Consider the following 21814-nt stretch of genomic DNA (forward strand, 5'->3'; position numbering starts at 1 on the left):
CAGAATATTTATGTAATTAATAGTTGTTTTCATATTTTCATAGTGTTATCATTTTCAATGGAAACGCTTTCCATTCCATCCATTAAGCGAAAAAAACTTATTATTAAGGAGGAATTATATGACTCAATTAGCAGTAGCTTTAAAAGAAAAGGTAGAAAAGTTCCTACGCGGGAAGAAAAAATTATTTATTAATGGTGAATTTGTTGAGAGTCAGTCACAAAAAACCTTCGATACATATAACCCGGCCACCGGTGAAGTACTAGCAAATGTTTATGAAGCAGGTGCAGCGGATATTGATCTTGCTGTAAAAGCGGCACGTAAAGCATTTGATGAAGGCCCATGGTCAAAAATGAGCGCTGCTAATCGAAGCCGCCTTATGTACAAGCTTGCTGATTTGATGGAAGAAAACAGTGAAGAGCTAGCCCAGTTAGAGACCTTAGATAACGGCAAGCCGATTCGAGAAACTACTAATGCAGATATTCCTCTAGCAGTCGAGCATATGCGCTATTATGCAGGCTGGTCTACGAAGATTGTTGGACAAACCATTCCTGTTAATGGACCATTCTTAAACTATACTCGCCATGAGGCTGTGGGCGTAGTTGGGCAAATTATCCCTTGGAACTTCCCTCTCTTAATGGCCATGTGGAAGCTCGGAGCTGCACTTGCAACTGGCTGTACCATTGTTCTAAAGCCAGCGGAGCAAACGCCGCTATCAGCGCTATACTTGGCTGAATTGATTCAGGAAGCCGGATTCCCTGCAGGTGTGGTCAACATCGTTCCTGGTTTTGGAGAAACGGCAGGTCAACCGCTTGTTGACCATCCTTTAGTGGATAAAATTGCTTTCACTGGTTCCACTGAAGTCGGAAAAGCAATCATGTCAAATGCTTCAAAAACATTGAAGCGCGTGACACTTGAGCTTGGAGGAAAATCACCAAACATCATCCTTCCTGATGCAGATTTATCAAAAGCCATTCCAGGTGCGCTTAATGGTGTTATGTTTAACCAAGGGCAGGTTTGCTGTGCCGGTTCCCGCGTGTTCATTCAAAAGAAACAATTTGATAATGTGGTTGCTGATATGGCTTCACATGCGAAATCAATTCGACAAGGTGCCGGAATTCATGCGGATACAGAAATTGGACCGCTTGTTTCATCCGAGCAGCAAAACCGTGTCCTAAGTTATATTGAGAAGGGACTAAACGAAGGTGCACAGCTTGTAGTGGGCGGTGATCGTCCTCAGGAGCAGGGTTACTTTGTCTCCCCTACTATTTTCGCCGATGTACGCGATGAAATGACGATTGCCAAGGAAGAAATCTTTGGGCCTGTTATTTCCGCTATGCCATATGACGATTTGGATGAATTAATTAATCGTGCGAACAATAGCGAATATGGACTAGCAGCTGGCGTGTGGACACGCGATGTCGCTAATGCCCATTATATTGCCAACAAGCTCCGTGCTGGAACCGTTTGGGTCAACTGCTACAACGCATTTGATGCCGCTTCACCATTTGGCGGATATAAGCAATCCGGTATTGGACGTGAAATGGGATCCTATGCCCTTAATAACTACACAGAAGTTAAGAGTGTCTGGATTTCTATGCAGTAATTAGTTACACAAAAAGAAGGTGCTGAATTTCAGTCACCTTCTTTTTCACCTTCAAGATTTCATGTTGTGGACGAATAGCAGCATGAAAAATGAAATACCAACCATACTCAATACCCATAACCACGCCAATCCCATATTGCCAGAATCTAGGGCTACGTAAATAGCGGTTGGAATGGTTTGGGTTTTGCCTGGGATGTTTCCAGCAAACATTAATGTCGCTCCAAACTCCCCCAATGCTCTCGCAAAACTCAATATGGCACCCGAAAGGATCGCTTTCCGTGCAAGCGGCATCGAAATAAGCATAAATAATTTGAACTCAGTTGCCCCGTCCACCCGAGCTGCATGCTCAATTTCTCCATCAATCGCTTCAAATCCTGTCTTAGCCGATTGATACATAAGAGGAAAAGCGACAACAGAAGAGGCAATGACAGCCGCCCCCCACGTAAACATCACAGGTTGGTTAAATAATTCTTCTATGATTTGTCCGATGGGACTATTCCTTCCGAATATCACAATTAACAAGAAGCCAACGACAGAAGGCGGCAATACTAAGGGTAAAAGGAACACCGTTTCCACTAAGGTCTTCCCTTTAAACTTCGTATGAGCCATCACCTTCCCAAAAAATAATCCTAAAATTAATACCCATACCCCTGAAACTGTTGCGATCTCGATGGATAGTTTGACTGGTGACCAAAACTCAGTTGTCATTGTCTATTCTTTTACTCCTTTGAATCCAAACTTCTCGAACGTTTTCAGCGCTGCTTCATTTTGAAGATAATCATAGAATAGTTGGGCTTCTTTAGGATGCTTGCTGTTCTTAATCACACCTAATGGATAAATAATGGGAGCGTGAGTATCTTCCGCTGCGGTTGCTACCACTTTTACTTTTTGAGAAACCAAAGCATCTGTTTTATAGACAATTCCTGCGTCCACGTTGTTCGTCTCTACATATGTAAGCACCTGTCTGACATCCTTGGCATATACCACTTTGTCTTCCATCGCTTTCCACACATTTACTTTTTCTAATGTTTCTTTCGCATATTGTCCTGCTGGCACTGCTTCAGGGGTACCGATGGAAATTTTATCTGATTTGGTCAGGTCCTCGAATCCTTTAATCTCTTTTTTTGCATCGCTTGGCACCACTAATACGAGTTCATTTCCAACTAGATCCGTCCCTTTTGACTCCTCGATTAGCCCGTCTTGAACCAATTGATCAAATTTATCCTCAGCGGCTGAGAAGAAAAGATCGACAGGCGCACCCTGAGAAATTTGCTGCGCGAGTGCCCCTGATGCTCCAAAGTTATAGTTTACTTTCACTGATGGGTGTTCCTTCTCAAAGGTTGCTTTAATCTCATTTAAGGCTTCTTGTAAACTAGCAGCTGCTGAAATCGTCAACTCCACTTTCTTATCTGAAACTTTTTGATTCTGCTCTTCTGGCTTCTCTGAACATCCAGATAAAACCAGTAATAATAGAATCAATGAGTAAATTAAAGGTTTTTTCACTTTCCCTCTCCTTTTTAATTGATTATATTTAGTTATAACTTATTATAATTAGTTATAACTAAAATAAATAGATAAAGAATCGTTTTTTTATCTGTTTCAGTTAAAATAAATGATGGAGGGATGCAAATGTCAAAGGAACTTTCCTATACGATTGAAGAGGTATCGCAGCTATTAAAGGTTTCGAAATTGACCCTCTATGACCTGGTGAAAAAAGGGCAGCTACCTGCATTCCGTGTAGGCAGACAGATGAGAATTGATTCAAACGACCTGGACAATTATATAAATAATCATAAAACGAATCAGACTACTACCTTCCCACCCTCTGGTGCCGATTCTCATAAAAAGGAATCCCCTAACATTGTCATTAGTGGACAAGACCTCGTTTTAGATATCCTAGGTAAACACATCGAGAAAAGTTCTGCCTATAAACCATTAAGATCTTTTACGGGAAGTTTAAACAGCCTCATCTCCATGTACAATGGTGATGGCGACATCGTTAGCTTACATCTGTTTGATGGGGATACAGGCGGGTATAATCTACCCTATATAAAAAAAATATTAGTGGGCTTTCCTTTTATTTTAATCAACCTTCTTTCGAGAAAAGCAGGTTTTTACGTTAAACAAGGCAACCCTTTACATCTCACCTCTTGGACGGATTTAAAACGAGAAGATGTGAAAATTATTAATCGCGAGAAAGGGTCCGGAGCACGAATCCTGCTTGATGAACAACTCAGAATCAACGAGATTCCTTCTAGGTACATAAAAGGTTATGACCACGAAGAGAGCAACCATTTAAGTGTGGCTTCCGCTGTCTCGACTGGATCAGCAGATTTAGGCGTGGGAATTGAAAAAGCTGCGAAAATAGTTGGAGTTGATTTTGTTCCATTAATAACAGAACAATATGACCTGGTTATCATAAAAACCCCCAAAACGGAACCACTAATCCACACAGTCAAGGAAATTCTATCATCGAGTCACTTTCAGTCTGAAATTAACTCTTTAGGGGACTATGATACTTCTCAGACAGGGAAAGTTATTTATGAAACCTTTTAATGGAGATAGGTTAAGCACCCGGGCTGATCAATAGACGGAAAAATTCCGCTTATTTTGTTTTTTTTATTAAAAAAGGCAAAAATAGACGGAGAAATTCCGCCTATTGGCTCAGAAAACGTTAAAAATAGGGAATTTTTCTATGCATAAGCGGAAAATCTCCGCTTATTCCACCCCGAAACGAGCTCCATTCTGCACTTAACCGGAAAATTTCCGCTTATTTTACTTTTCCAGGTTCCGGTCCTCTATTATTTTCCTGTGTAAAGGAAGGAAAAAGCTAAATACCACAAAATACAACGGTATTGAAATGTAGAAACTCCAGCCATGAGGCTTTATATATCCCACTTTCCTCATTCCCCATTCAATTAACGTAGCAATGATGGTAAAAATAATCACTAGTGTCCATTTATTTGTTTTCTTTAAATAGTTTAAATACATAACAGACAGCGCCGAAGGAATGAAACTGTAGCTTAAAAACTCACCTATTCCTGTTACGTTCGGGTGGCCAAAATCAACTAGATCCAACATTCTTCCAATTAAAGAATCACCAATCCAGGCAATATATCCAACGACTCCAAATGTAATATACCATTCTCTCCACCCGATCTCTTTCTTGGGCATAAAAAGAGCAAATAAAAACAACAGCAACGATAAACTGATCGGCAGCCAATTCCCTTGAGCATGTAAATCCAGATTCTTTATCACAGAACTCACACAAATCACCTCATATTTATTATCTCCCAATATAAGGTGATTATTTCCAAGTTTTTGGCCATAGAAAAAGACCGCCACGGCGATCCTTATCATCATTTGGTGTATTTCTTCTGAAGCCATAAAAATACGTTAGTAATCAATTTTGCTGCTATAAATCCTAACACATATATAATCAAAAGATAAAAGTAATTCATATTTCCATACATCCGGAACAAGCCTAGCCCGGCAAGCAGCGGTTTAAAAACAAGTGAGAAAAATACTGCTGTAATTGTAGAATACACGTAGAAATTTTTTTTATGATTTAGCGTCCATTGATAGACAAGCATAAAAGTAACCGGCACAATACTTGAATCGATAGAAATACTAGGAAGAAACGGTATTAGTGGAAATGGATAATTCCATTTCCCGCTATTTATCGCAAATAAGTCTATGTACGCAGCTAATACGTGAATGCTATAACCGTAAAATGCGATTAAAAACATCTTACTCTTATCAATTTTGAAGACTAGAAAGATGAGTGGTACCACTAGTAAAGCGACCATTATCCAATATTCTAAAGAGGTATATAGTGCATGGTCTCTCCAATAATCGATAAAAGCATTTGTAGACTCTTCTCTCAGATTCACGGCTTTATCAAATTGAATTATTCGCGGGTCTGACAATTTTATCATCCTTTTAAATCGGTAATAATGTTTATGATTACCAGTAAAAAAGATAATATGCCTTACTACAAATTAATCCGATCGTTATTATACCTTTCTAATTGTTCTTGTAGTATTAATATATAATTCGTCATTGCCATTCTGACTATCGAGGGATAGTAACGACTGTTAAGTTCTTGCTCACACTCCTCTAAATCCATCTTTTTGACCGCAATGATTTTATTTAATTCTTCTATACTCATTGATCTCCACCCCTACAAAACTAGTTTTATAGTATAAGGATAGACAATAATTTCATAGTTTATACCAATCATTCTTGTTTGATTCGGATCCTAATTTTATCCAGGAAATGTCGTAAGTTTCTTGAAATAGGTCATAAGAGTTCTGATTTATGTTATAAATCTCAAGAAATGTGTTATAAGAGTTCTGATTTATGTTATAAAATTCTCTAGTTACCGTTGAAGCTTTTTTTGGTGGCTCACGGGCATCATTCGCCTCCTTTGGTTTCCGTTGATGACACTTTTCCACCCACCCCACGGGCACTATTCTCCCTAAAACACACAAATGGCCACCGAGATACCCTCGGTGGCCTATATCATTCTTATTTATATATATATTTAACCGACCATTAAGTTTTTCAAGTCTGCTTTTAGGTCTGCGATTAGTTTTTCTAGGGTGATTTCATGCTCGTTAACGCCCGTTTCGTAAGCTCTTCTCACGATTTCCGAGAAATTATCTATTTTGGAGCTTTTAGCTTCCATCGACCGATCCACCTATTTTTTCCTCCTTTAGTTTAATCTAATTGACAATTTTACTAGATTAGCAGAAAGATGTAAATGTATTTCCAGCGAATTTTGTTATAATTTAATGAATTTTGTAAGGATTTGTTCTAATTGGTGAAGAAATAGTCGAGTTTCCGTCTTGATTATTTTAATAATTCAGGAAATACATCAATTTTTGCTAACAATTCAGGAAATATTTACATTTTTTTCTTCGTAACACTAGCAAACTATGGTAAAATTAATAAAACTGTGAAAAAAATAGAGGTGATTTGCTAGTGAAGAAAACTATTGTTCGAGCCTTATCGACAGCTGCCCTGCTTTCGACTGTATTTGCAGGCACTGCCATGGCCGATACATATAAGGTTCAAAAAGGCGATACCTTAGGGAAAATCGCACAAAAATACCATACGAGTGTCAAAGAAATCAAAACAGCAAATGGGTTGAAGTCGGATTTTATCTCTGTCAATCAAATGCTCCAGATCACGGTAGCGAGGAAAATGACCCAAGCGTCACAGCCCACCACTTACACCGTTGTAAAAGGGGATGCCTTGATTAAGATTGCCAACCGTTATCATGTGACCGTGGCAGAACTAAAACAGTGGAACAAACTGAGTAATACGGTTATCTATGTCGGGCAAGTGCTAAAGGTGTCAGCGCCGAAACAAACCACGACCACAACCAAAACGATAACAACGACTCCAGCCAAGCCGCAGACAACCAAGACAGCGACTAGTGTGTATACTGTCCAAAAAGGCGATTACCTTGGCAAGATTGCCGGGAAACATTCAACCTCCGTGACGAACTTAAAGTCATTGAACAAACTAAAATCCGATATGATTTATGTCGGTCAAAAGCTGAAGGTTCCTGCCAAAAAAGCAGCTGCGACTCCAGTAACAACCAAACCTGTGGCCACCACACCGCCGAAAACAACGACTCCAGCAACAACTGTCAAGGGGACGACAGATTACGTCGTTCAAAGTGGGGATACACTGGGAAAGATCGCTGGCAAATATAAGCTGACCGTCAATGAGTTGAAGGCGCTCAATAAACTTACTTCCGACAATATCTTCGTCGCCCAAAGGCTAAAAGTTCCTGGGACAAAGACTGAACCAACCGTTACTACGAATGTCTCTGCGAAGATGATCGAAAGTGCCAAGAAACTGATTGGGATTCCTTATGTCTGGGGCGGCAGCACGCCCAAGGGATTTGACTGCAGTGGTTTCGTCTATTACGTGGCTAATCAAGCTGGGATGAAAATTGGCCGTTATTCAGCGGAAGGTTTCTATGACCGCACCTATTATGTCAACACACCGAAAGCCGGGGACATTGTCTTTTTTGAAAATACATATAAAAAAGGTATTTCACATCTAGGAATCTACCTAGGAAACAACCAATTCATCCACGCTAACGATGGCGGTGTAATGATTTCTAATTTACAAAGCAAGTATTATCAAGACCACTTCGAGAGCTTTAAACGATTTTACTAATAAGATATGGACAGTTCCTTAACAACGTTCTAGGCTGTTCAACTAAGCCGCCTTTTATGGGCGGTTTTTGTCATACAAATGATGTATTAGTCCCAATCACAACAGTAGCGTCCCATTCTACGTCTCTCACTATTTTCGTAGTCAATCCTATATTTGTAAAAATCTCAAAAGATTGTGGTGCCTGCCTTTCGCTCGTCTCGATTAATAGATGTCCTCCCGGCGCGAGCCAATAAGGGGCTTCTGTTACCACTCTTCGTAAAATATTTAAGCCATCCTCGCCTCCGTTCAGAGCCAAATGTGGTTCATAAAGACGAGCCTCCAGTGGAAGCAGCTCGATCGCATTCGTGGGAACATAAGGTACGTTAGCCACAAGGATATTTATGTGACCTTTCATCCATTGTGGCAGGGCCTTATACAAATCCCCTTCAAAAACTTGACCGCCGAATTTCGTTACGTTTCTCCTTGCACATCGAATGGCAATGGGGTCAATGTCCGAACTATACAACATAATTTCTCCCCTAGCCGCTGCCAGCGCGGCACCTATCGCCCCTGAACCACAACAGAGGTCAACGACGATATCACCAGAACAAGCTAGCTCTTGGGCCTGCTGAACAAGAAATTTTGTCCGTTGCCGCGGTACGAAAACTCCTCGTTCCACCTCGATCCGAAGGCCGCAAAACTGAGACCATCCAATTACATATTCAAGCGGGGAACCATCTGCCCGCCATTCCACCTTTTTCAAGAGGTCCTCTAATGATTGCGCCTCTGAAACGAGTATCTGAGCCTCTTCTTCCGCAAAAACACACCCCGCACTCCGGAGCTTGTTGACAATATATGTGACCGTATCGTTGCCTACTGTTTTTTCTATTTCAATCACCCTTTTAATTTTGGTTTATCACTAATTCGATGAAATAGAAGAACATCCTTCTTCTACTCCTCACCGGAATTAGTCCAGTCTTTCTTGAATATATGTAGGTTAAAAGAATAAAAGGTGGGATTATTATGTCTTTTGTGGCGATCTATACTGTTGGCAGGCTAAAACATCCGTATGAACATCCTGCTTCTCGTGAGTTTTTTGAAGCGGGATACGAAGTCATGCGACAAGCTTATCGATCAGGGCAGCTTATAAAGGAGTTTTCTTCTGACGGAGTTCCATTCCCTGAGGAAGTGATCAAAGGAGAGGGGTTTCCTATTCTTACACTAACGGTATGGAAAAGCCTTCAATCTTTATCCCGTTTCACCTATTCGAAACAACATTTGCAAGCCTTACGAGACAGGAACAAGTGGTTTGAATCTCATCAAGAGAAACAACCTACCTATGTGGTGTGGCGGACGGAGAAGGCGGACGATGTATCCTGGGAGGAGGCTTTTAAAAGATACAACTATTATCTCCAGCATGGATCAACCCCTTTTGCGTTTGACTTTAAGTGGAACCAGGGGGATGTTCCTGATGGCCACTACTAATTCAAGAGCAAGTAAGCTCTTTTTTTATTGGGAATTTTTTGATATTTACTCCTCCCTTTCAATACATAGTTTGTATATCTCTGGTAAGCCTATAAATACCAAAACTACTTGAGCTAGATTCTCTGCCGCCAATCATGAAAGGAGGTTTTTATCATGACTTCTATATTTGAATCACTAAAAGACTTCTTACAAATGAACTTAGATGGGGAACCGAAAAATCCTCTTCACGTAGGTGAAGTTATGGCTTGCTGGATGTATCAAACCATCATGGATGAGTCTAGTGTTTTTATCCAAATTGCTTTAAACACTTCTAAAGATGATGATGTAGTTAGGATCTTAAAAGAAAGTTTAAGACAATGCGAAACACAAGGTCAGAGGTTTAAAAAATTTATGATTAAAGAAGGCATTCACTTACCACCAACAAGTGAAGAGCGTCCTCTTTCAAATCCAGATGGAGTTCCTTTGGGGACAAAACTGACAGACGATGAAATCATGAATGGATTAAGTATTAAAACGGTTACATCCATTGTCCATTGTGCGACAAGTGCCGCACAATCGATCAGAAATGATGTAAGTGCGATGTTTACTCACGCTATGTTGGAGAAAATGCAATTTGGCGCTTCCCTAAAAGATTTAATGAGAAAAAGAGGCTGGATCAAGGTCCCGCCCTATTACTATCCTCCTGGGGCACCAAAATAATTTATCTGGTGCCTTCTATTCTGATTCATTCGGGCTATGTATCATAGATACTTCTCCATACGAATATCCGTCCACATTTTTCCTTGCCAATAGGTAAAATTGTCGATCCGGCCGATTTCAGTGTAACCCAGCTTTTGATAGAGTTTCTTTGCCCGCTCGTTGAATTCAAACACGCCTAATTCCATTCGCTTCATTCCCTGCGCCTTAACCTGTTCCTCTAAATATCGAATGGCTGCATGACCAATCCCTTTGCCTTGCCCTGCGGATTCACCAATCGTAATGCCCAGCCAGGCGGTTCCCGGCTCTTTTTTGAAGAGGTGCGGCGGATCGATCATATAATTCAATTCCCCCACCAGCTGGTCATCGTGGTAAATTAGATAGATGTGATGGTCTTCCATCCGTTTCGTTACCTCCTCAAGGGACAAGGTTTCGCGGCGATCCAAATCGGCTTGGTTTTGGTTGTGGCGCGTTAACGCAATTATGGCCGGATCGTTTTCCCAGCGATTCATTGCTTCTACAATACTTGCAGTAGGTTTTGTTAATTTTATAAACGTCGTTGTCATTGGCGATCTCCCCTTTGATGTTTCCTCCCATCAGGAGGAACTGACCCTATCATTTGTCACTATCTTCCTTTTCAGAATACATGATATTGTATGATTTAGATAGAAATTCACATGAGATGAGGTGCGTTTTAATGAAAGTAATGGAAACAGATCAATTAGTACTCCGCTGGTTAAAACCAGATGATGCCGAGTTTATTCTCGAGCTGTTGAATGATCCCTCGTGGGTGCGTTTCATCGGTGATCGCGGGGTGCGGACGATAGAAGATGCTAGAAACTATATCGTAACAGGGCCGATGGAAATGTACTCCCGACTGGGATTTGGACTATTTTTGACGGAATTAAAGGATGAAGCTAGGACGCCGATTGGGATATGCGGATTGATCAAACGAGATGGGTTGGATGATGTTGATCTTGGCTTTGCCTTTTTATCAAGGTTCCAGGGAAAGGGGTATGGCTTTGAGGCGGCGGCCGCCACGCTTGGGTATGCAAGAGATGGACTCGGTCTGAAGCGGGTTGTAGCCATCACTTCTGAGGACAATGTCGGGTCCGCGCGGGTTCTTGAGAAGATTGGAATGAAGTTTGAAGGGATGATTCAGCTGCCGCATGATGCGGAGGAATTGAGGTTGTTTGGGGTTGGGTTGTAACCTAGCCCCTTTTCAACCTCGAGGTAATTTTATCGGTCGCTTTACGATTTAGGTATTCTCATTAAATTCAGATTCCATCTTTTTTTTATGCTGAGAAAGCAGGAACTCATAATAAATTAAGAATAGAGAAATGACTAGCAAATAGGTAGGAAACGAATAGATCAATTTCCAACCACGGTAAGTAAAGACATTCAATTTTACTAGGACAAACTCAAAACAAAGAGCAAAGAGTGCCCAGCAAAGAATATAAAGTGCAATCTTCAGTTTCTTCGGTCTAAACCATTCATAAAAATACACACAAAGATACCCAAATGGAATATAAACTCCGCTTAATAGAATATCAAATACCTCATACTTCTCCGAATCCGTGATTTGATAGGCATCAAAAGGAGAGATGGCAGCAATGCTATGGTCGATTATATTAGGAATAGCCAGACTTAATAGCACGATTAAGTAAGAAACTTCCGTTGGCATTCTTTTGGGCAACCTCACCAAGAATATACTCAAAACCAAGGCAATGATTATGAACCATTCATTCTCATCAAAGTGTTTTGGTAAATATAAAAACATGCTCCCCTAAACCCCTCTTAAAAAAATTTTCTCCTAAATTTCGTCCATAAAAAATAAGAAACAAGAAGAATAAAGGCCTTTTCCATAAAAGAATAGTAAATATTCCAATTCAATTTAAGAAGAACTCCCATTTGGATTAAAGCGTATTCATCCATCATTAAAATAAAAATCGCCACAGTTAGAGTGATAAATTTTGCTGTCTTTCGCTCGAACCTCAACGATATCTCAAAAAAGATGATTATCAAAAGCGGAATAAGAATTAAACGATCAAAAGCATACGTCCAAAAATCCACTAATTTTGTCGATACTTTTAACCACATTAAATTAACATAAATAATCCAAGATAACGGGTGTATGAGAAGCCAAACAACAAGCCAATTAAAAATGATTTCAAATATGTGCATTTTTTTGGGTGCAACACAAAAAGAAATGAGAATTAGTAAAGTGATGGATGATATAACGGATATACTCATAAACTCCCCTTATTTCAACAAGTTATGGGATAAATTAAACACATTCCACAAAATAATGAGCCATGTAATGGAAAAAGCCCAAGCCAACAGTGGTTTATTATGATGAATCCAAAGGATAACAAACATAACCATATCAAAAATAAACGACCACCACATATTCCATCCGTGGTAATGATTAATCGCATCATAGTGAAAATTAATGAGCTCCATAGTTAAATAAATGAACACCCAAAATAGGATCCAGAAGGTTTGCTTCCCCTTTTCAAGCGGCATCCTCCCAAGATATATCAAGATGGTAGAGGGATAAATCACCGCCATGACAAGGAGATTGATCACTAGATGGCCGTAAAATATCTCTTCTGCAAATAATGTTTCTTGATATTCCCACATACGATGGTCATGAAGTATCGTGTTCTTCAAAAGGTCGCCACCGATAAAAAATAGGATGGTAGGGTAATACCTCTTCCAATTTCTCCAATCCCCCCATCTTATAGCTGCAAGTAAAAATAGGATTGCAAGGAAAAGATGCATATTATCCCCCCACCTCTTTTTTCCAATATGTTAATTATTTCTAAAAAAGAAAGTCATTAGTCAAAGAAGTTTAAAATAATTACATAACCCTATGGTTTAATCGTTTCCAGTGAAATTTCATCTTCATTAAAGATTTGCAAAAAAATAGCCCTCTAGACTGTTCGAAAACAATCCTCGAGGGCATCAAGTCATATATCAAAGGGGGTCTTGAAAAAAGATTATCTTTATAATAGTGAATGATTCTTAAGAAAATCTTAACACCCCGCCCTCTACAGTATATTTCGCCACTTAACTTGCTGCTGTTCCACCACTACTTTTTAAATTTGTCAGTAAATTTGCTAAAGAGTGGCGCCATTTCTTTAAATAATGGTTTATATTGTTCGGTTGTTGTCACAATGGTGTCATACGTATTAAATAACAATTCTATATCCACATTGTTTATGATGCTTTCCACTTTATCATGAAAGGACTGTTCCTGCTGCTTGTGCTCATCCTGCTTTTTTCCCCGCCCAAAAAACCAATTATCGTAACGGTTTGTTCTAGGTTTCGAGCTGTCTTTAGATTGAGATGTGCCTCTTGGCTGGCGGTCGCCAAACATTACCTTTGAAAAATGGTCCCTGTCTCTTGTCGACTTTCGCTGACGTTCATTATCCTCCAATAATTTTCCTCCTCTCTACCTCTCTCTAAATAAGCTATGATACGTTCTGTATCAAAGTGTGGATACATGCCCCAAATTTATAAATAGTAACTCATGACAATCAGCTCACCTTTTCGTCCCATTCGACGTTCGCCTTCGTCAACAAACCCGCACTTTTCATATAATGCCTGTGCTGCTTCATTTCCCACGTTAACCGCTAAGACAATTTCATTGATTTCATGATAATTTTCTTTTACAAATGCAGGTAACTGCGTTAGTGCTTTTTTCGCAAAGCCCTTGCCTTGATGACGGAAATCGGTTGAAAAAGCTCTTAACAAAATCGCATAATCATTGTCCGAATAGGGTTTGACCCCCTCATTACTATGTAAAACGAAAAAAGTAACGAGTTCATCGTTTTCCATGGCTAGGATGGAAGAACGCTCGGAATCTTCGTTAGATAGTTTAATACAATCCTTGGGCTCGGCAGTAAAACGAAGTTGTTCCTCGTCTAATTGATACTGGTCGATCGCATCCTTGAAGCGCTCATGATAAAAATAAAATTGCATTCTAGAATCCCCCCTCTATTGAAATCCCTATTTATATAGTAATTATAATACCTCAATTGAAAATTTTTCCAATAGGAATGGGTGTTGTTTTTTGTATTTTATTATTTTCGAAAAATTTTTGCCCCTTTCTACACGCTTGTCCAGTTCTCTTATATCAACTTTGCATAGCTTATTAGGGAGAGACAGGAATCTCTCATCCGCTGCCAAGCTAAACATTTTTTCACCTCTGGGTGAAGCGTATGTCCTATACATACGCTTCTTTTTGTTTTTCGTCATTAACCGTTCTTTGTCATCTTTGCTATCTTCTTTAGAGGTCGCCGCATTTTCTAATAAAACCGCTGATCAATGAATGAATTTTATAAGAGAAAGAGCCTATTTTAACTGAATGTTGATTTCACTGTGTTTGAAAAATAAACGGAAAAATTCCGGTTAAATTGGGAAATACCCGTATTTCCTTAAAAATAAGGGAAGTTTTTCCGCTTATCTTATCCAAAACTTTGGATTTTGTCTTATTTCGGGCAGTTAAGCGGAATTTCTCCGCTTATATCTGCTTCTAAAGCCTCCTCTATATACATTAGCCGGAAATTCTCCGCCTATTGAATCTCAAACCTACTCGAAAATCAACAATGAAAAATAACAGTGCCATGGGATAAAAAAATTATAGCCTAGTTTGAGTGGGTTTTCCTGTATCATTCCTTATTCCCAACTTCATACAGTATATTTGCGGATTTTTCGAATAATTAGTAACTTGTCCAATCACCTTCTACAGTAAAAAATATAATAACCTTGAGGATGATTTTTACATCCAAATTATTAGTAAAAGGTGGTGAAACATCTATGAGTTGTGGATTTGGATACGGCGGCGGTTACGGCGGCGGCTATGGCGGCGGTTATGGCGGCGGCAGCACTTTTGTTTTAATCGTTGTGCTTTTCATCTTGTTGATCATTGTAGGAACTTCTTTCTGGGGCTAATCTAACATGCCACTTGATGGAAGGAAAAAAGGACAGATTTGCGTAATCTGTCCTTTTTCCTATTCTTAACTTGTATTCTCGGCACACCTTCAGATGGTTGGAATCGGGGTTACCTCTCTATTTCTTCCCCAAAAGCATACCATTTTCCAGCAGATGTTTAGCCTTCTGATAATCATCGAAGTCCGCTTTTATATCTGCCTCTAATTTCTCTTTAAAATGGCGGTATGATACCTCCCACTCCACTAAGCTCTCAAAAAGTTTTGAAAAACTGGGTTTCATACTTTCCCAATTGGAGTAAATGTGATTACACCTTTCCAACAAATCTTCACGGTAATAGAGCTGTTCATCCAACTCCATCCCTTTCGATTTTTCCATCCCAACTATCTCTTGAGAAGCATTGGTTGCCATTAATTCATCCTGGATTTGTGGCTGCTCCTCCACTACCAAACGGTGGTCCGAACCAACTACAAGCTCTTCCTGAGTCACATCCGATTCCCATAGTTCACCGTAGATTTCCGTTTGCTCCCCTATTTCCATGCGATGGTCATAAACAACTTCAAGATCTTCTTGAGTACCTTCAAAGTCCAATAATACGTCGTGGCTTTGTGGCTGCTCCTCCACTACCAAACGGTGCCCGGAATCCACATCCATCACTTCTTGAGGGGCATCCGTACCTTTGAATTGCTGTTCCCACTGTTCATAAAGGCTTTTTGCTGTCAGATAGTCCTCCAATTCCACGGTTTCATCTTCCTGTAATTTCTCTCGTAATTGGCGGCAAGCCCCTTCCCACTCCTCTACACGATCCGTGTCCAAGCAGTCTGAAACATGCGGTTTCACACTATTCCAATAAGAATTAAAGTTATTACACCATTCCAACAATTCATCACGGTATTGTTTTCGATCTTCCATTTCGGCACTTACCCCTCACATCTGTTATTCATTTTTTTCTATGCTGGCTTTTCATGACTACAAATTTATCCTATGTTCCATGATTGTCCAGGGTTTAGACATATACCCATATGTAAAAAAACAACATGATTAATTATGAAGATTAAGATTACTTTCCTCCAATCAAGGAAGTTGTTAGACCAACAGTGGTAATAGCTACACATGAATAAAGAACGGAGTCTAATGATAGTAACACCAAACTTGCCAAAACAATGAGACCATCAATGGCGATAATGACAAAAGCTATATTAACAGAATAAGTTCGAGAAATAATTTTAGCGAGTAAGTCGGTCCCTCCAGTACTTGTCTGATATCGGAGCATTAAACCAACACCCGTTCCAATGATGACACCTCCTATTAGTGCACTTAAAAGGTGGGAAAGGTAAATTTGGAATCGAAGTGGAGCAAGCAAATCAATGAACAACGAAGAAACTAACAATCCTTGTAAACTACTAAAGAAATACCCCCTTTTATTCATTGAAGCGTATATACAGATGGGGAGACTCAAAGCAACCATTGTAATCCCTGCCTGAAAATCAAAAAAGTAATGAAGGATTAATGCAATTCCAAGGATTCCCCCGTCAATTAAATGGTTAGGCACCAAAAACCCATTTACCCCAATTCCTAACAGCAAGCTGCCAATAATAGTAGCCATTAATCTCTGAAAAATATCCATCACCTTGTCCTGTCTTTTTAATCTATACATATGCCGCCATCTAAAAATTCAGAATTGATGATCATTCTCCATTAGTTATAGGAAACTAAAGTTTGTCGCTTTTTTTGTCGAATAAATAAAGAACATAAGCCGGAACGCCTTGTCCAATCGCTGCATTTAATATAGTAATTGCAATTGAAAGTAACCAATAATTGGACAATTTGGGGTGGAAAATGGATGGCAAGGGCAAAAAGAAAAGACAAGTTCTTTAATTATTTACTTAGTATGTCGTTAAATTTAAAAGCAAGTGCGAATTACTTTGCGGACTATAAATTAAAAAATATTAGTGATCTTGTCATTTTTTCTGCGAAGATGAAAGAATTTGAGACTTATGGGGACACCATGGTACATGATCTCATTAGTGAACTAAATAATGCCTTTATCACTCCTATTGAACGCGAAGATATTTTAGCTCTTTCCATCAGCATGGATGATATTTTGGACGGGTTATACCATACAGCTGCTCTATTTGAAATGTACTCTATAATAGAAATAGACGAATATATGCTTACATTTGTGGATGAGATCAAAAATTGTGTAACCGAAATCGATGCAGCTATTGAACTCCTATCAGCAAAGAAAATGCTGCATTTAAGAGAACACACCATCAAAATTAAAGAAATGGAGTCTGATTGCGACCACATTCTGCGTGATGCCATTAGGCAATTGTTTACCACCCAGAAGGACCCGATCCGAATTATTAAACACAAACAAATCTATGAAGGTCTAGAAGAAATCGCTAACAGCTGTAAAGCGGTGGCAAATACGTTGGAAACCATCATTATGAAGAATGCTTAGGATTCCAAAAAAAAGACCCCTTATGGGGGGGATCATAGACCGAAACTTTTCAACTTCGATTTGTCGATTGGCTTTTCCTGTTTCATACCCTTTTCATGTTCTTTACGAATGATACCAACACCTTGTTCCATATCCCGTTGGATCAGACGTTTGATATATGTGGCAAACTGAATATACTGGTTACAATGCTCGAGAAGCTCTCTTTCATAGGGATCATCCAGGTTGAAAGGGACTGACTTGACCTTGCGATTCAGTTCATTCATCGGCAAAGACCACTTTCCCCATAGAGTAATATCCGAAAGCGTTGGCATATTGCGGACTGTATACTTTGGTCCCGTTCGCTCGGTAGAGGACGGGTTTGATTAGCTCGATATTTTTAAAATGCCTTTTAATATACGGGTAAAGATATTCAGCAATTCCTCCGCAAAGATAGGTCGGGTCGAACAAGTCCCATTTGCCTCGAATCTCCGCCAAGATCGCCTCTGCCATTTGCTTTTCTGTTATGTCCATATGTGTTTCAGCCCCGAAAGCAAGGGTCCCGCTTTTTCTGTCAATAAAATAACCATCTTCCACTCTTAAATAGTTAAAGGTACTACTTCCAGCGTCGATAATGTTCGCAATGTCATCCGGCCGATCCTCCATGCTGAAGTACGCCCCCGACCCTTCAGGTGCGACCTTCACATCATCGATGAAAAATGTTTTCCTTACATTATTCACCGTGATCGTGTGTGTCCCTTTCAGCATTTTCTCCATCATTTCCCTGTCCTTATCCACCATGCCGCGGATTGGCTGCCCAATCACGATACAATTCCCTCTAATTCTTCCATATTGATGAACGGCCACCAGTACTCTGATCTTTGTTTCTTCATGCGCTTTCGAAATATCTCTCGGCTCTCTTATGGCATGGCATTCCCGCCAAGCAATATTCCCCAAGAACAACTTCTCGTCTTCATACTCGACGATGTAGTCCCCGGCTTCCATTTGGTTGGCTTCCCCATTCACCAAATGGAGATGGCGGTAAGGTCCTACTGTTGACCTAAACTTAAACACCTGGTCCCTCGTTCTCCCTTTCACCTCGTAGGCGCCTGCATCGATCGCTAAAATCCATTTGTGCTCCATTTTCCCTACCCCTTTGAACAATATTGTGATGATGCCTATATGTGTCATATATCTAACCCAATTTCAAACCTAGTATATGTGCGGAGTACCACATGTGACACACTCGTGTCATACAAACTGATCATGTTATGCTTTTTCCCTTTTGGATTAGGCCATTTCTGCCAATTTTGATATATTCTCAAAATCTGCGTCATAAATTACTGTGATGACAACCTGATTAAGTGAAGGGAGTGTATCTTTTGAAAAATCTCTCTAAATTTATAGACGAACTCCCAATTCCTCCGATTTTAAGACCCCGATGGAAAACCCCCTCTTCTACTTATTATGAAGTGAAGATGACGGAATTTAAGCAATCACTCCATCGTGAATTAAATGATACAACCGTTTGGGGCTTTGAGGGCAGCTATCCGGGTCCGACGATTGAGGTGGAAAGCGGCGAAAATGTGTATATCAAATGGATCAACGATCTCCCAGATAAGCATCTCCTGCCAATCGACTATACGGTTCACGGCGCCCATAAGGATGTGCCGGATGTCCGCACGGTCGTCCATGTTCACGGAGCTTGCGTGGAATGGGAAAGCGATGGCTACCCGGAGGCTTGGTTTACTAAGGGATTCGAAAAAGTGGGGCCTTATTTTAAAAAGCAAGTCTATCACTATACGAATTGCGATCATGCCTGTACGCTTTGGTATCATGACCATACCCTGGGGATTACGAGGCTTAATGTTTATGCCGGATTGGCCGGATTTTACTTAGTCAGGAGCCAGCGGGAGCGGTCATTGAATTTACCAACTGGCAAATTTGACGTGCCGCTGCTGATTCAAGACAAGACTTTCCATCACGATGGTTCGCTCTTTTATCCAAAGCAGCCGAAAAAACCTGTCCCGGGAGTAGAAACATCGATCGTTCCTGAATTTTTTGGCGATACCCTTTTGGTGAATGGCAAAGTATCTCCTTTTTTAAACGTAGAGCCCCGTAAATATCGCTTTCGGCTCCTCAACGGCTCTAACAGCCGCTTCTATCGAATGAAGCTGGATTCGGGCCAGCGCATGTATTTGATTGCGGCCGAGCGAGGTTTGATGGAGCAGCCGATGGGTGTCAACGAAATCCTCTTAGCCCCTGCCGAACGGGTCGAGGTGATCATTGATTTCACCAATCTGGAGGGCAGGAAGATTATCATGACTAACGACGCGCCAGCCGCCTTTCCAAGCGGCCATCCAGTCACTGAGCAAACGGGGAGCGTGATGCAGTTTCGAGTAACCCTCCCTTTGTCTAGTGTGGATACGAGTATGATTCCGTCTTATCTGATGCCCTATCGGTTGATGAATGAACAGTCCGCTTCCAAGTCACGATACTTAACTTTAAATGACCGTATGGACCAGTACGGTCGTCCATTGATGTTATTGGATAACAAGACGTGGGATGACCCGATTTCTGAAAATCCGAAGCTGGGCTCCACCGAAGTATGGTACCTGATTAACTTATCCCCGGATTCCCACCCGATTCATTTACACTTAGTTGAGTTTCAGGTCCTAGATCGGCGGGGGTTTGATGTTGATAGGTATAACAAGGAGAAAATAATCCATTACACCGGACCAGCGATACCGCCTGAACCCCATGAACGCGGCTGGAAGGATACGGTTCGTGCGGACCCGAATCAGGTCACGCGGATAATGATGAAGTTTGGTCCTTTTACCGGGTTGTATGTCTGGCACTGCCATATGCTGGAACATGAGGATTATGAAATGATGCGGCCGTTTATTGTGATCCGGTGAGCTGAGGCAGTGTGTATTTTCCACACTGCTTTTTGCATGCTTGCAAGCAAAATTGATGAATTTTTTAAGGGCATTCCCCCATTTATTTGCATAAAGATATAGTGAATGGAGTGAAATACATTGAATGCTCAATCAGAAAAGGCAAAGGCAGCCAAGGAAAATAGTCAATCTGATAATGAAGAATTGCTTGAACAGCTTGAAAAACAAGTCTCCATTGCCGTCTGGATTCAATTTATTGGTCAAATCATGGAGGCATTTTATTTATCTAAGATCATGTTGGTTAGTGAGGAAGTCAGAGAGAATGCCAATGAAAGACAGATTTTACTGGGAGCATGGTTTCAAAGCGCAGGGCAATTTTTAGAAGGTGTTGGTACGACTAAACAGCTGTATACGGATGATGAAACGCTCACGTTGGAAGCACAGCGAGTTACCAATTTCGGGGATTGGCTGCAATCGGTAGGAACTGCTTTGGAAGCAAATGCAGGTACACAAATCATTCTTGAGGAAAAAAGGAAAGCGGAAGAAGAGGAGTACATTCCCTAGCCTTAAACTATATTGTAAAAAGGAAATGGTTATGAATGAATCCATTATTATTTCAAGCCAATGATGTCAGACGAATATTTTTACGGCCTCATCTTTTTGGTTACCATCATTTCCACTATGGGATCCCCTTTTTCATAGGGGGATGGTATGGCAGTCCGTATTCATTTGGTTATGGTTACCCTTATTATGGGTATCCATATTATTAGTGGGAGTCTCTAAAAATCCAGGTGTTCTGAGCCTGGGTTTTTAGAGGTAAACTGAATCATTTTTTAAAAAGTTTATTTAAAAATTTCTTCGCCAGCAGGAACACCCACGCAATGGCTGCGAAAGCGATGAAAAATACGACGTATCCCCATAATCCCACAATCGCATCTTGGAATTCCATGTTTCCCCTATTGGTGATTGCTTGTTGTATTTCGATCGCAAAAACTAAAACGACCATAAATGTAAACGTATAGAGGAATGATAGAATCGTAATCCCAAACCGCATTTTAGAGACAATTTTTGAAAAAATAAGGACAACCCCAAATACAAAAATGCCGATAATCCCCATGATCCAAAAGTGTAAGTCTTTATCATTTAACCCAAGATTTAAATAATCATTTGTATATAATTGAATAAAATCATGGATATTATTTAATAGTTCTGTAAGCATGAGAATGATGTCTTTCAATGTAACCACTCCTTCCCTCCATTGTAGAACACTATTAAAATCAATGCTAACCCATATTTTTTCCAGGTATAAGAGAATGATAGTTTGGCCATAATGATGATAGATTCAAAATCGAAGGGGGAACGAGGATGAAGGAGAATAAATTACTATTATCAGAGTTTGCCAATGAGGATGGTTTTGAACTTAACAGCTATATAACGCACTTATTTGAATATTTTTCTAGTTTATCCAAAACTGAAGTGGCAAAGATCGAGCCAACCCCGTGATTGTGAGGGGTGGCTCTTTTTTTGGTGATGATTCTTTTTGGATGTCCATTTGGTGTC

The 21814-nt window shown here is 40.2% G+C and carries 27 protein-coding genes and 1 pseudogene; 11 read left to right on the forward strand and 17 right to left on the reverse strand.

Going from position 1 to position 21814, the window contains the following annotated elements; genetic code table 11:
• The first annotated feature begins 118 nt into the window (after nt 1-118).
• On the forward strand, nt 119-1603 hold the full coding sequence (locus AC4QJR_RS26630; RefSeq protein WP_496524782.1) for an aldehyde dehydrogenase family protein: 1485 nt from the start codon (nt 119-121) through the stop codon (nt 1601-1603).
• 51 nt (nt 1604-1654) lie between these two features.
• Here AC4QJR_RS26630 and modB read toward each other — a convergent pair whose 3' ends face one another.
• Together modB and modA are read right to left on the reverse strand one after the other, a co-directional pair.
• Nucleotides 1655-2311 (reverse strand): molybdate ABC transporter permease subunit, encoded by a 657-nt coding sequence (gene modB / locus AC4QJR_RS26635; RefSeq protein ID WP_496524783.1) that lies wholly within the window; start codon nt 2309-2311, stop codon nt 1655-1657.
• 3 nt (nt 2312-2314) lie between these two features.
• Nucleotides 2315-3106 (reverse strand): molybdate ABC transporter substrate-binding protein, encoded by a 792-nt coding sequence (modA, locus tag AC4QJR_RS26640; protein WP_496524784.1) that lies wholly within the window; start codon nt 3104-3106, stop codon nt 2315-2317.
• Between the two features lie 126 nt (nt 3107-3232).
• Here modA and AC4QJR_RS26645 point away from each other — a divergent pair, with 126 nt between their 5' ends.
• Nucleotides 3233-4159, forward strand: a complete 927-nt coding sequence (locus AC4QJR_RS26645; RefSeq protein WP_496524785.1) for a helix-turn-helix transcriptional regulator — start codon at nt 3233-3235, stop codon at nt 4157-4159.
• Nucleotides 4160-4378: 219 nt separating this feature from the next.
• Here AC4QJR_RS26645 and AC4QJR_RS26650 read toward each other — a convergent pair whose 3' ends face one another.
• From AC4QJR_RS26650 to AC4QJR_RS26665, 4 genes are all read right to left on the reverse strand, one after another.
• On the reverse strand, nt 4379-4870 hold the full coding sequence (locus tag AC4QJR_RS26650) for a CBO0543 family protein (protein ID WP_496524786.1): 492 nt from the start codon (nt 4868-4870) through the stop codon (nt 4379-4381).
• A 92-nt stretch (nt 4871-4962) separates the two neighbouring features.
• Nucleotides 4963-5541, reverse strand: coding sequence for a hypothetical protein (locus tag AC4QJR_RS26655; RefSeq protein WP_496524787.1), 579 nt, complete (start codon nt 5539-5541; stop codon nt 4963-4965).
• 56 nt (nt 5542-5597) lie between these two features.
• Nucleotides 5598-5774, reverse strand: a complete 177-nt coding sequence (locus AC4QJR_RS26660; protein ID WP_180229960.1) for a hypothetical protein — start codon at nt 5772-5774, stop codon at nt 5598-5600.
• 375 nt (nt 5775-6149) lie between these two features.
• Entirely contained in the window at nt 6150-6293 is a 144-nt protein-coding gene (locus AC4QJR_RS26665) for a YwzD family small protein (protein ID WP_251459459.1), read from the reverse strand.
• Nucleotides 6294-6589: 296 nt separating this feature from the next.
• On the opposite strand from AC4QJR_RS26665, the gene AC4QJR_RS26670 reads away from it, so the two are divergent.
• Nucleotides 6590-7801, forward strand: coding sequence for a C40 family peptidase (locus AC4QJR_RS26670; protein WP_496524788.1), 1212 nt, complete (start codon nt 6590-6592; stop codon nt 7799-7801).
• A 70-nt stretch (nt 7802-7871) separates the two neighbouring features.
• Here the strand turns inward: AC4QJR_RS26670 and AC4QJR_RS26675 are convergent, their stop codons facing one another.
• The gene (locus AC4QJR_RS26675; protein ID WP_496526755.1) at nt 7872-8669 is read right to left on the reverse strand and encodes a putative protein N(5)-glutamine methyltransferase; all 798 of its coding nucleotides are present in this window, start codon (nt 8667-8669) and stop codon (nt 7872-7874) included.
• A gap of 134 nt (nt 8670-8803) precedes the next feature.
• On the opposite strand from AC4QJR_RS26675, the gene AC4QJR_RS26680 reads away from it, so the two are divergent.
• Both AC4QJR_RS26680 and AC4QJR_RS26685 read left to right on the forward strand, forming a co-directional pair.
• A complete protein-coding gene (locus AC4QJR_RS26680; protein WP_496524789.1) occupies nt 8804-9265 on the forward strand; it encodes a DUF3291 domain-containing protein in 462 nt (153 codons plus the stop codon).
• 153 nt (nt 9266-9418) lie between these two features.
• On the forward strand, nt 9419-9964 hold the full coding sequence (locus AC4QJR_RS26685; RefSeq protein ID WP_496524790.1) for a DUF3231 family protein: 546 nt from the start codon (nt 9419-9421) through the stop codon (nt 9962-9964).
• A gap of 41 nt (nt 9965-10005) precedes the next feature.
• Here AC4QJR_RS26685 and AC4QJR_RS26690 read toward each other — a convergent pair whose 3' ends face one another.
• On the reverse strand, nt 10006-10527 hold the full coding sequence (locus AC4QJR_RS26690; protein WP_375374555.1) for a GNAT family N-acetyltransferase: 522 nt from the start codon (nt 10525-10527) through the stop codon (nt 10006-10008).
• A gap of 131 nt (nt 10528-10658) precedes the next feature.
• Here AC4QJR_RS26690 and AC4QJR_RS26695 point away from each other — a divergent pair, with 131 nt between their 5' ends.
• The gene (locus AC4QJR_RS26695; protein ID WP_496524791.1) at nt 10659-11171 is read left to right on the forward strand and encodes a GNAT family N-acetyltransferase; all 513 of its coding nucleotides are present in this window, start codon (nt 10659-10661) and stop codon (nt 11169-11171) included.
• Nucleotides 11172-11219: 48 nt separating this feature from the next.
• Here AC4QJR_RS26695 and AC4QJR_RS26700 read toward each other — a convergent pair whose 3' ends face one another.
• The 4 genes from AC4QJR_RS26700 to AC4QJR_RS26715 form a co-directional block, all read right to left on the reverse strand.
• Nucleotides 11220-11741, reverse strand: coding sequence for a hypothetical protein (locus tag AC4QJR_RS26700; RefSeq protein WP_496524792.1), 522 nt, complete (start codon nt 11739-11741; stop codon nt 11220-11222).
• 482 nt (nt 11742-12223) lie between these two features.
• Entirely contained in the window at nt 12224-12745 is a 522-nt protein-coding gene (locus AC4QJR_RS26705) for a CBO0543 family protein (RefSeq protein ID WP_496524793.1), read from the reverse strand.
• 310 nt (nt 12746-13055) lie between these two features.
• Complete coding sequence (locus tag AC4QJR_RS26710; protein ID WP_496524794.1) at nt 13056-13403, reverse strand: hypothetical protein; 348 nt, start codon at nt 13401-13403, stop codon at nt 13056-13058.
• A gap of 77 nt (nt 13404-13480) precedes the next feature.
• Nucleotides 13481-13948 (reverse strand): GNAT family N-acetyltransferase, encoded by a 468-nt coding sequence (locus AC4QJR_RS26715; RefSeq protein ID WP_496524795.1) that lies wholly within the window; start codon nt 13946-13948, stop codon nt 13481-13483.
• 888 nt (nt 13949-14836) lie between these two features.
• On the opposite strand from AC4QJR_RS26715, the pseudogene AC4QJR_RS26720 reads away from it, so the two are divergent.
• A pseudogene (locus AC4QJR_RS26720) lies at nt 14837-14920 on the forward strand (YjcZ family sporulation protein); the annotation flags it as partial.
• Nucleotides 14921-15037: 117 nt separating this feature from the next.
• On the opposite strand, the gene AC4QJR_RS26725 reads toward AC4QJR_RS26720, so the two are convergent.
• Both AC4QJR_RS26725 and AC4QJR_RS26730 read right to left on the reverse strand, forming a co-directional pair.
• Nucleotides 15038-15829, reverse strand: a complete 792-nt coding sequence (locus AC4QJR_RS26725; protein WP_496524796.1) for a hypothetical protein — start codon at nt 15827-15829, stop codon at nt 15038-15040.
• Between the two features lie 148 nt (nt 15830-15977).
• Nucleotides 15978-16574, reverse strand: a complete 597-nt coding sequence (locus AC4QJR_RS26730) for a YitT family protein (RefSeq protein WP_251459468.1) — start codon at nt 16572-16574, stop codon at nt 15978-15980.
• Nucleotides 16575-16760: 186 nt separating this feature from the next.
• On the opposite strand from AC4QJR_RS26730, the gene AC4QJR_RS26735 reads away from it, so the two are divergent.
• A complete protein-coding gene (locus tag AC4QJR_RS26735; protein WP_496524797.1) occupies nt 16761-17381 on the forward strand; it encodes a DUF47 domain-containing protein in 621 nt (206 codons plus the stop codon).
• A 32-nt stretch (nt 17382-17413) separates the two neighbouring features.
• Here AC4QJR_RS26735 and AC4QJR_RS26740 read toward each other — a convergent pair whose 3' ends face one another.
• Complete coding sequence (locus AC4QJR_RS26740) at nt 17414-17644, reverse strand: hypothetical protein (protein WP_098571463.1); 231 nt, start codon at nt 17642-17644, stop codon at nt 17414-17416.
• Nucleotides 17637-18500 (reverse strand): ParM/StbA family protein, encoded by an 864-nt coding sequence (locus tag AC4QJR_RS26745; RefSeq protein WP_098571464.1) that lies wholly within the window; start codon nt 18498-18500, stop codon nt 17637-17639. Before AC4QJR_RS26745 ends, AC4QJR_RS26740 begins: the two co-directional genes overlap by 8 nt.
• A gap of 239 nt (nt 18501-18739) precedes the next feature.
• Here AC4QJR_RS26745 and AC4QJR_RS26750 point away from each other — a divergent pair, with 239 nt between their 5' ends.
• Nucleotides 18740-20275, forward strand: coding sequence for a multicopper oxidase family protein (locus tag AC4QJR_RS26750; protein WP_496524798.1), 1536 nt, complete (start codon nt 18740-18742; stop codon nt 20273-20275).
• A gap of 120 nt (nt 20276-20395) precedes the next feature.
• A complete protein-coding gene (locus AC4QJR_RS26755) occupies nt 20396-20818 on the forward strand; it encodes a hypothetical protein (RefSeq protein ID WP_496524799.1) in 423 nt (140 codons plus the stop codon).
• A 262-nt stretch (nt 20819-21080) separates the two neighbouring features.
• Here the strand turns inward: AC4QJR_RS26755 and AC4QJR_RS26760 are convergent, their stop codons facing one another.
• A complete protein-coding gene (locus tag AC4QJR_RS26760) occupies nt 21081-21500 on the reverse strand; it encodes a hypothetical protein (protein WP_496524800.1) in 420 nt (139 codons plus the stop codon).
• Nucleotides 21501-21619: 119 nt separating this feature from the next.
• On the opposite strand from AC4QJR_RS26760, the gene AC4QJR_RS26765 reads away from it, so the two are divergent.
• Nucleotides 21620-21757 (forward strand): hypothetical protein, encoded by a 138-nt coding sequence (locus AC4QJR_RS26765; RefSeq protein ID WP_496524801.1) that lies wholly within the window; start codon nt 21620-21622, stop codon nt 21755-21757.
• Nucleotides 21758-21814: the final 57 nt, after the last annotated feature.

The organism is Neobacillus sp. BP17 (assembly GCF_059579525.1).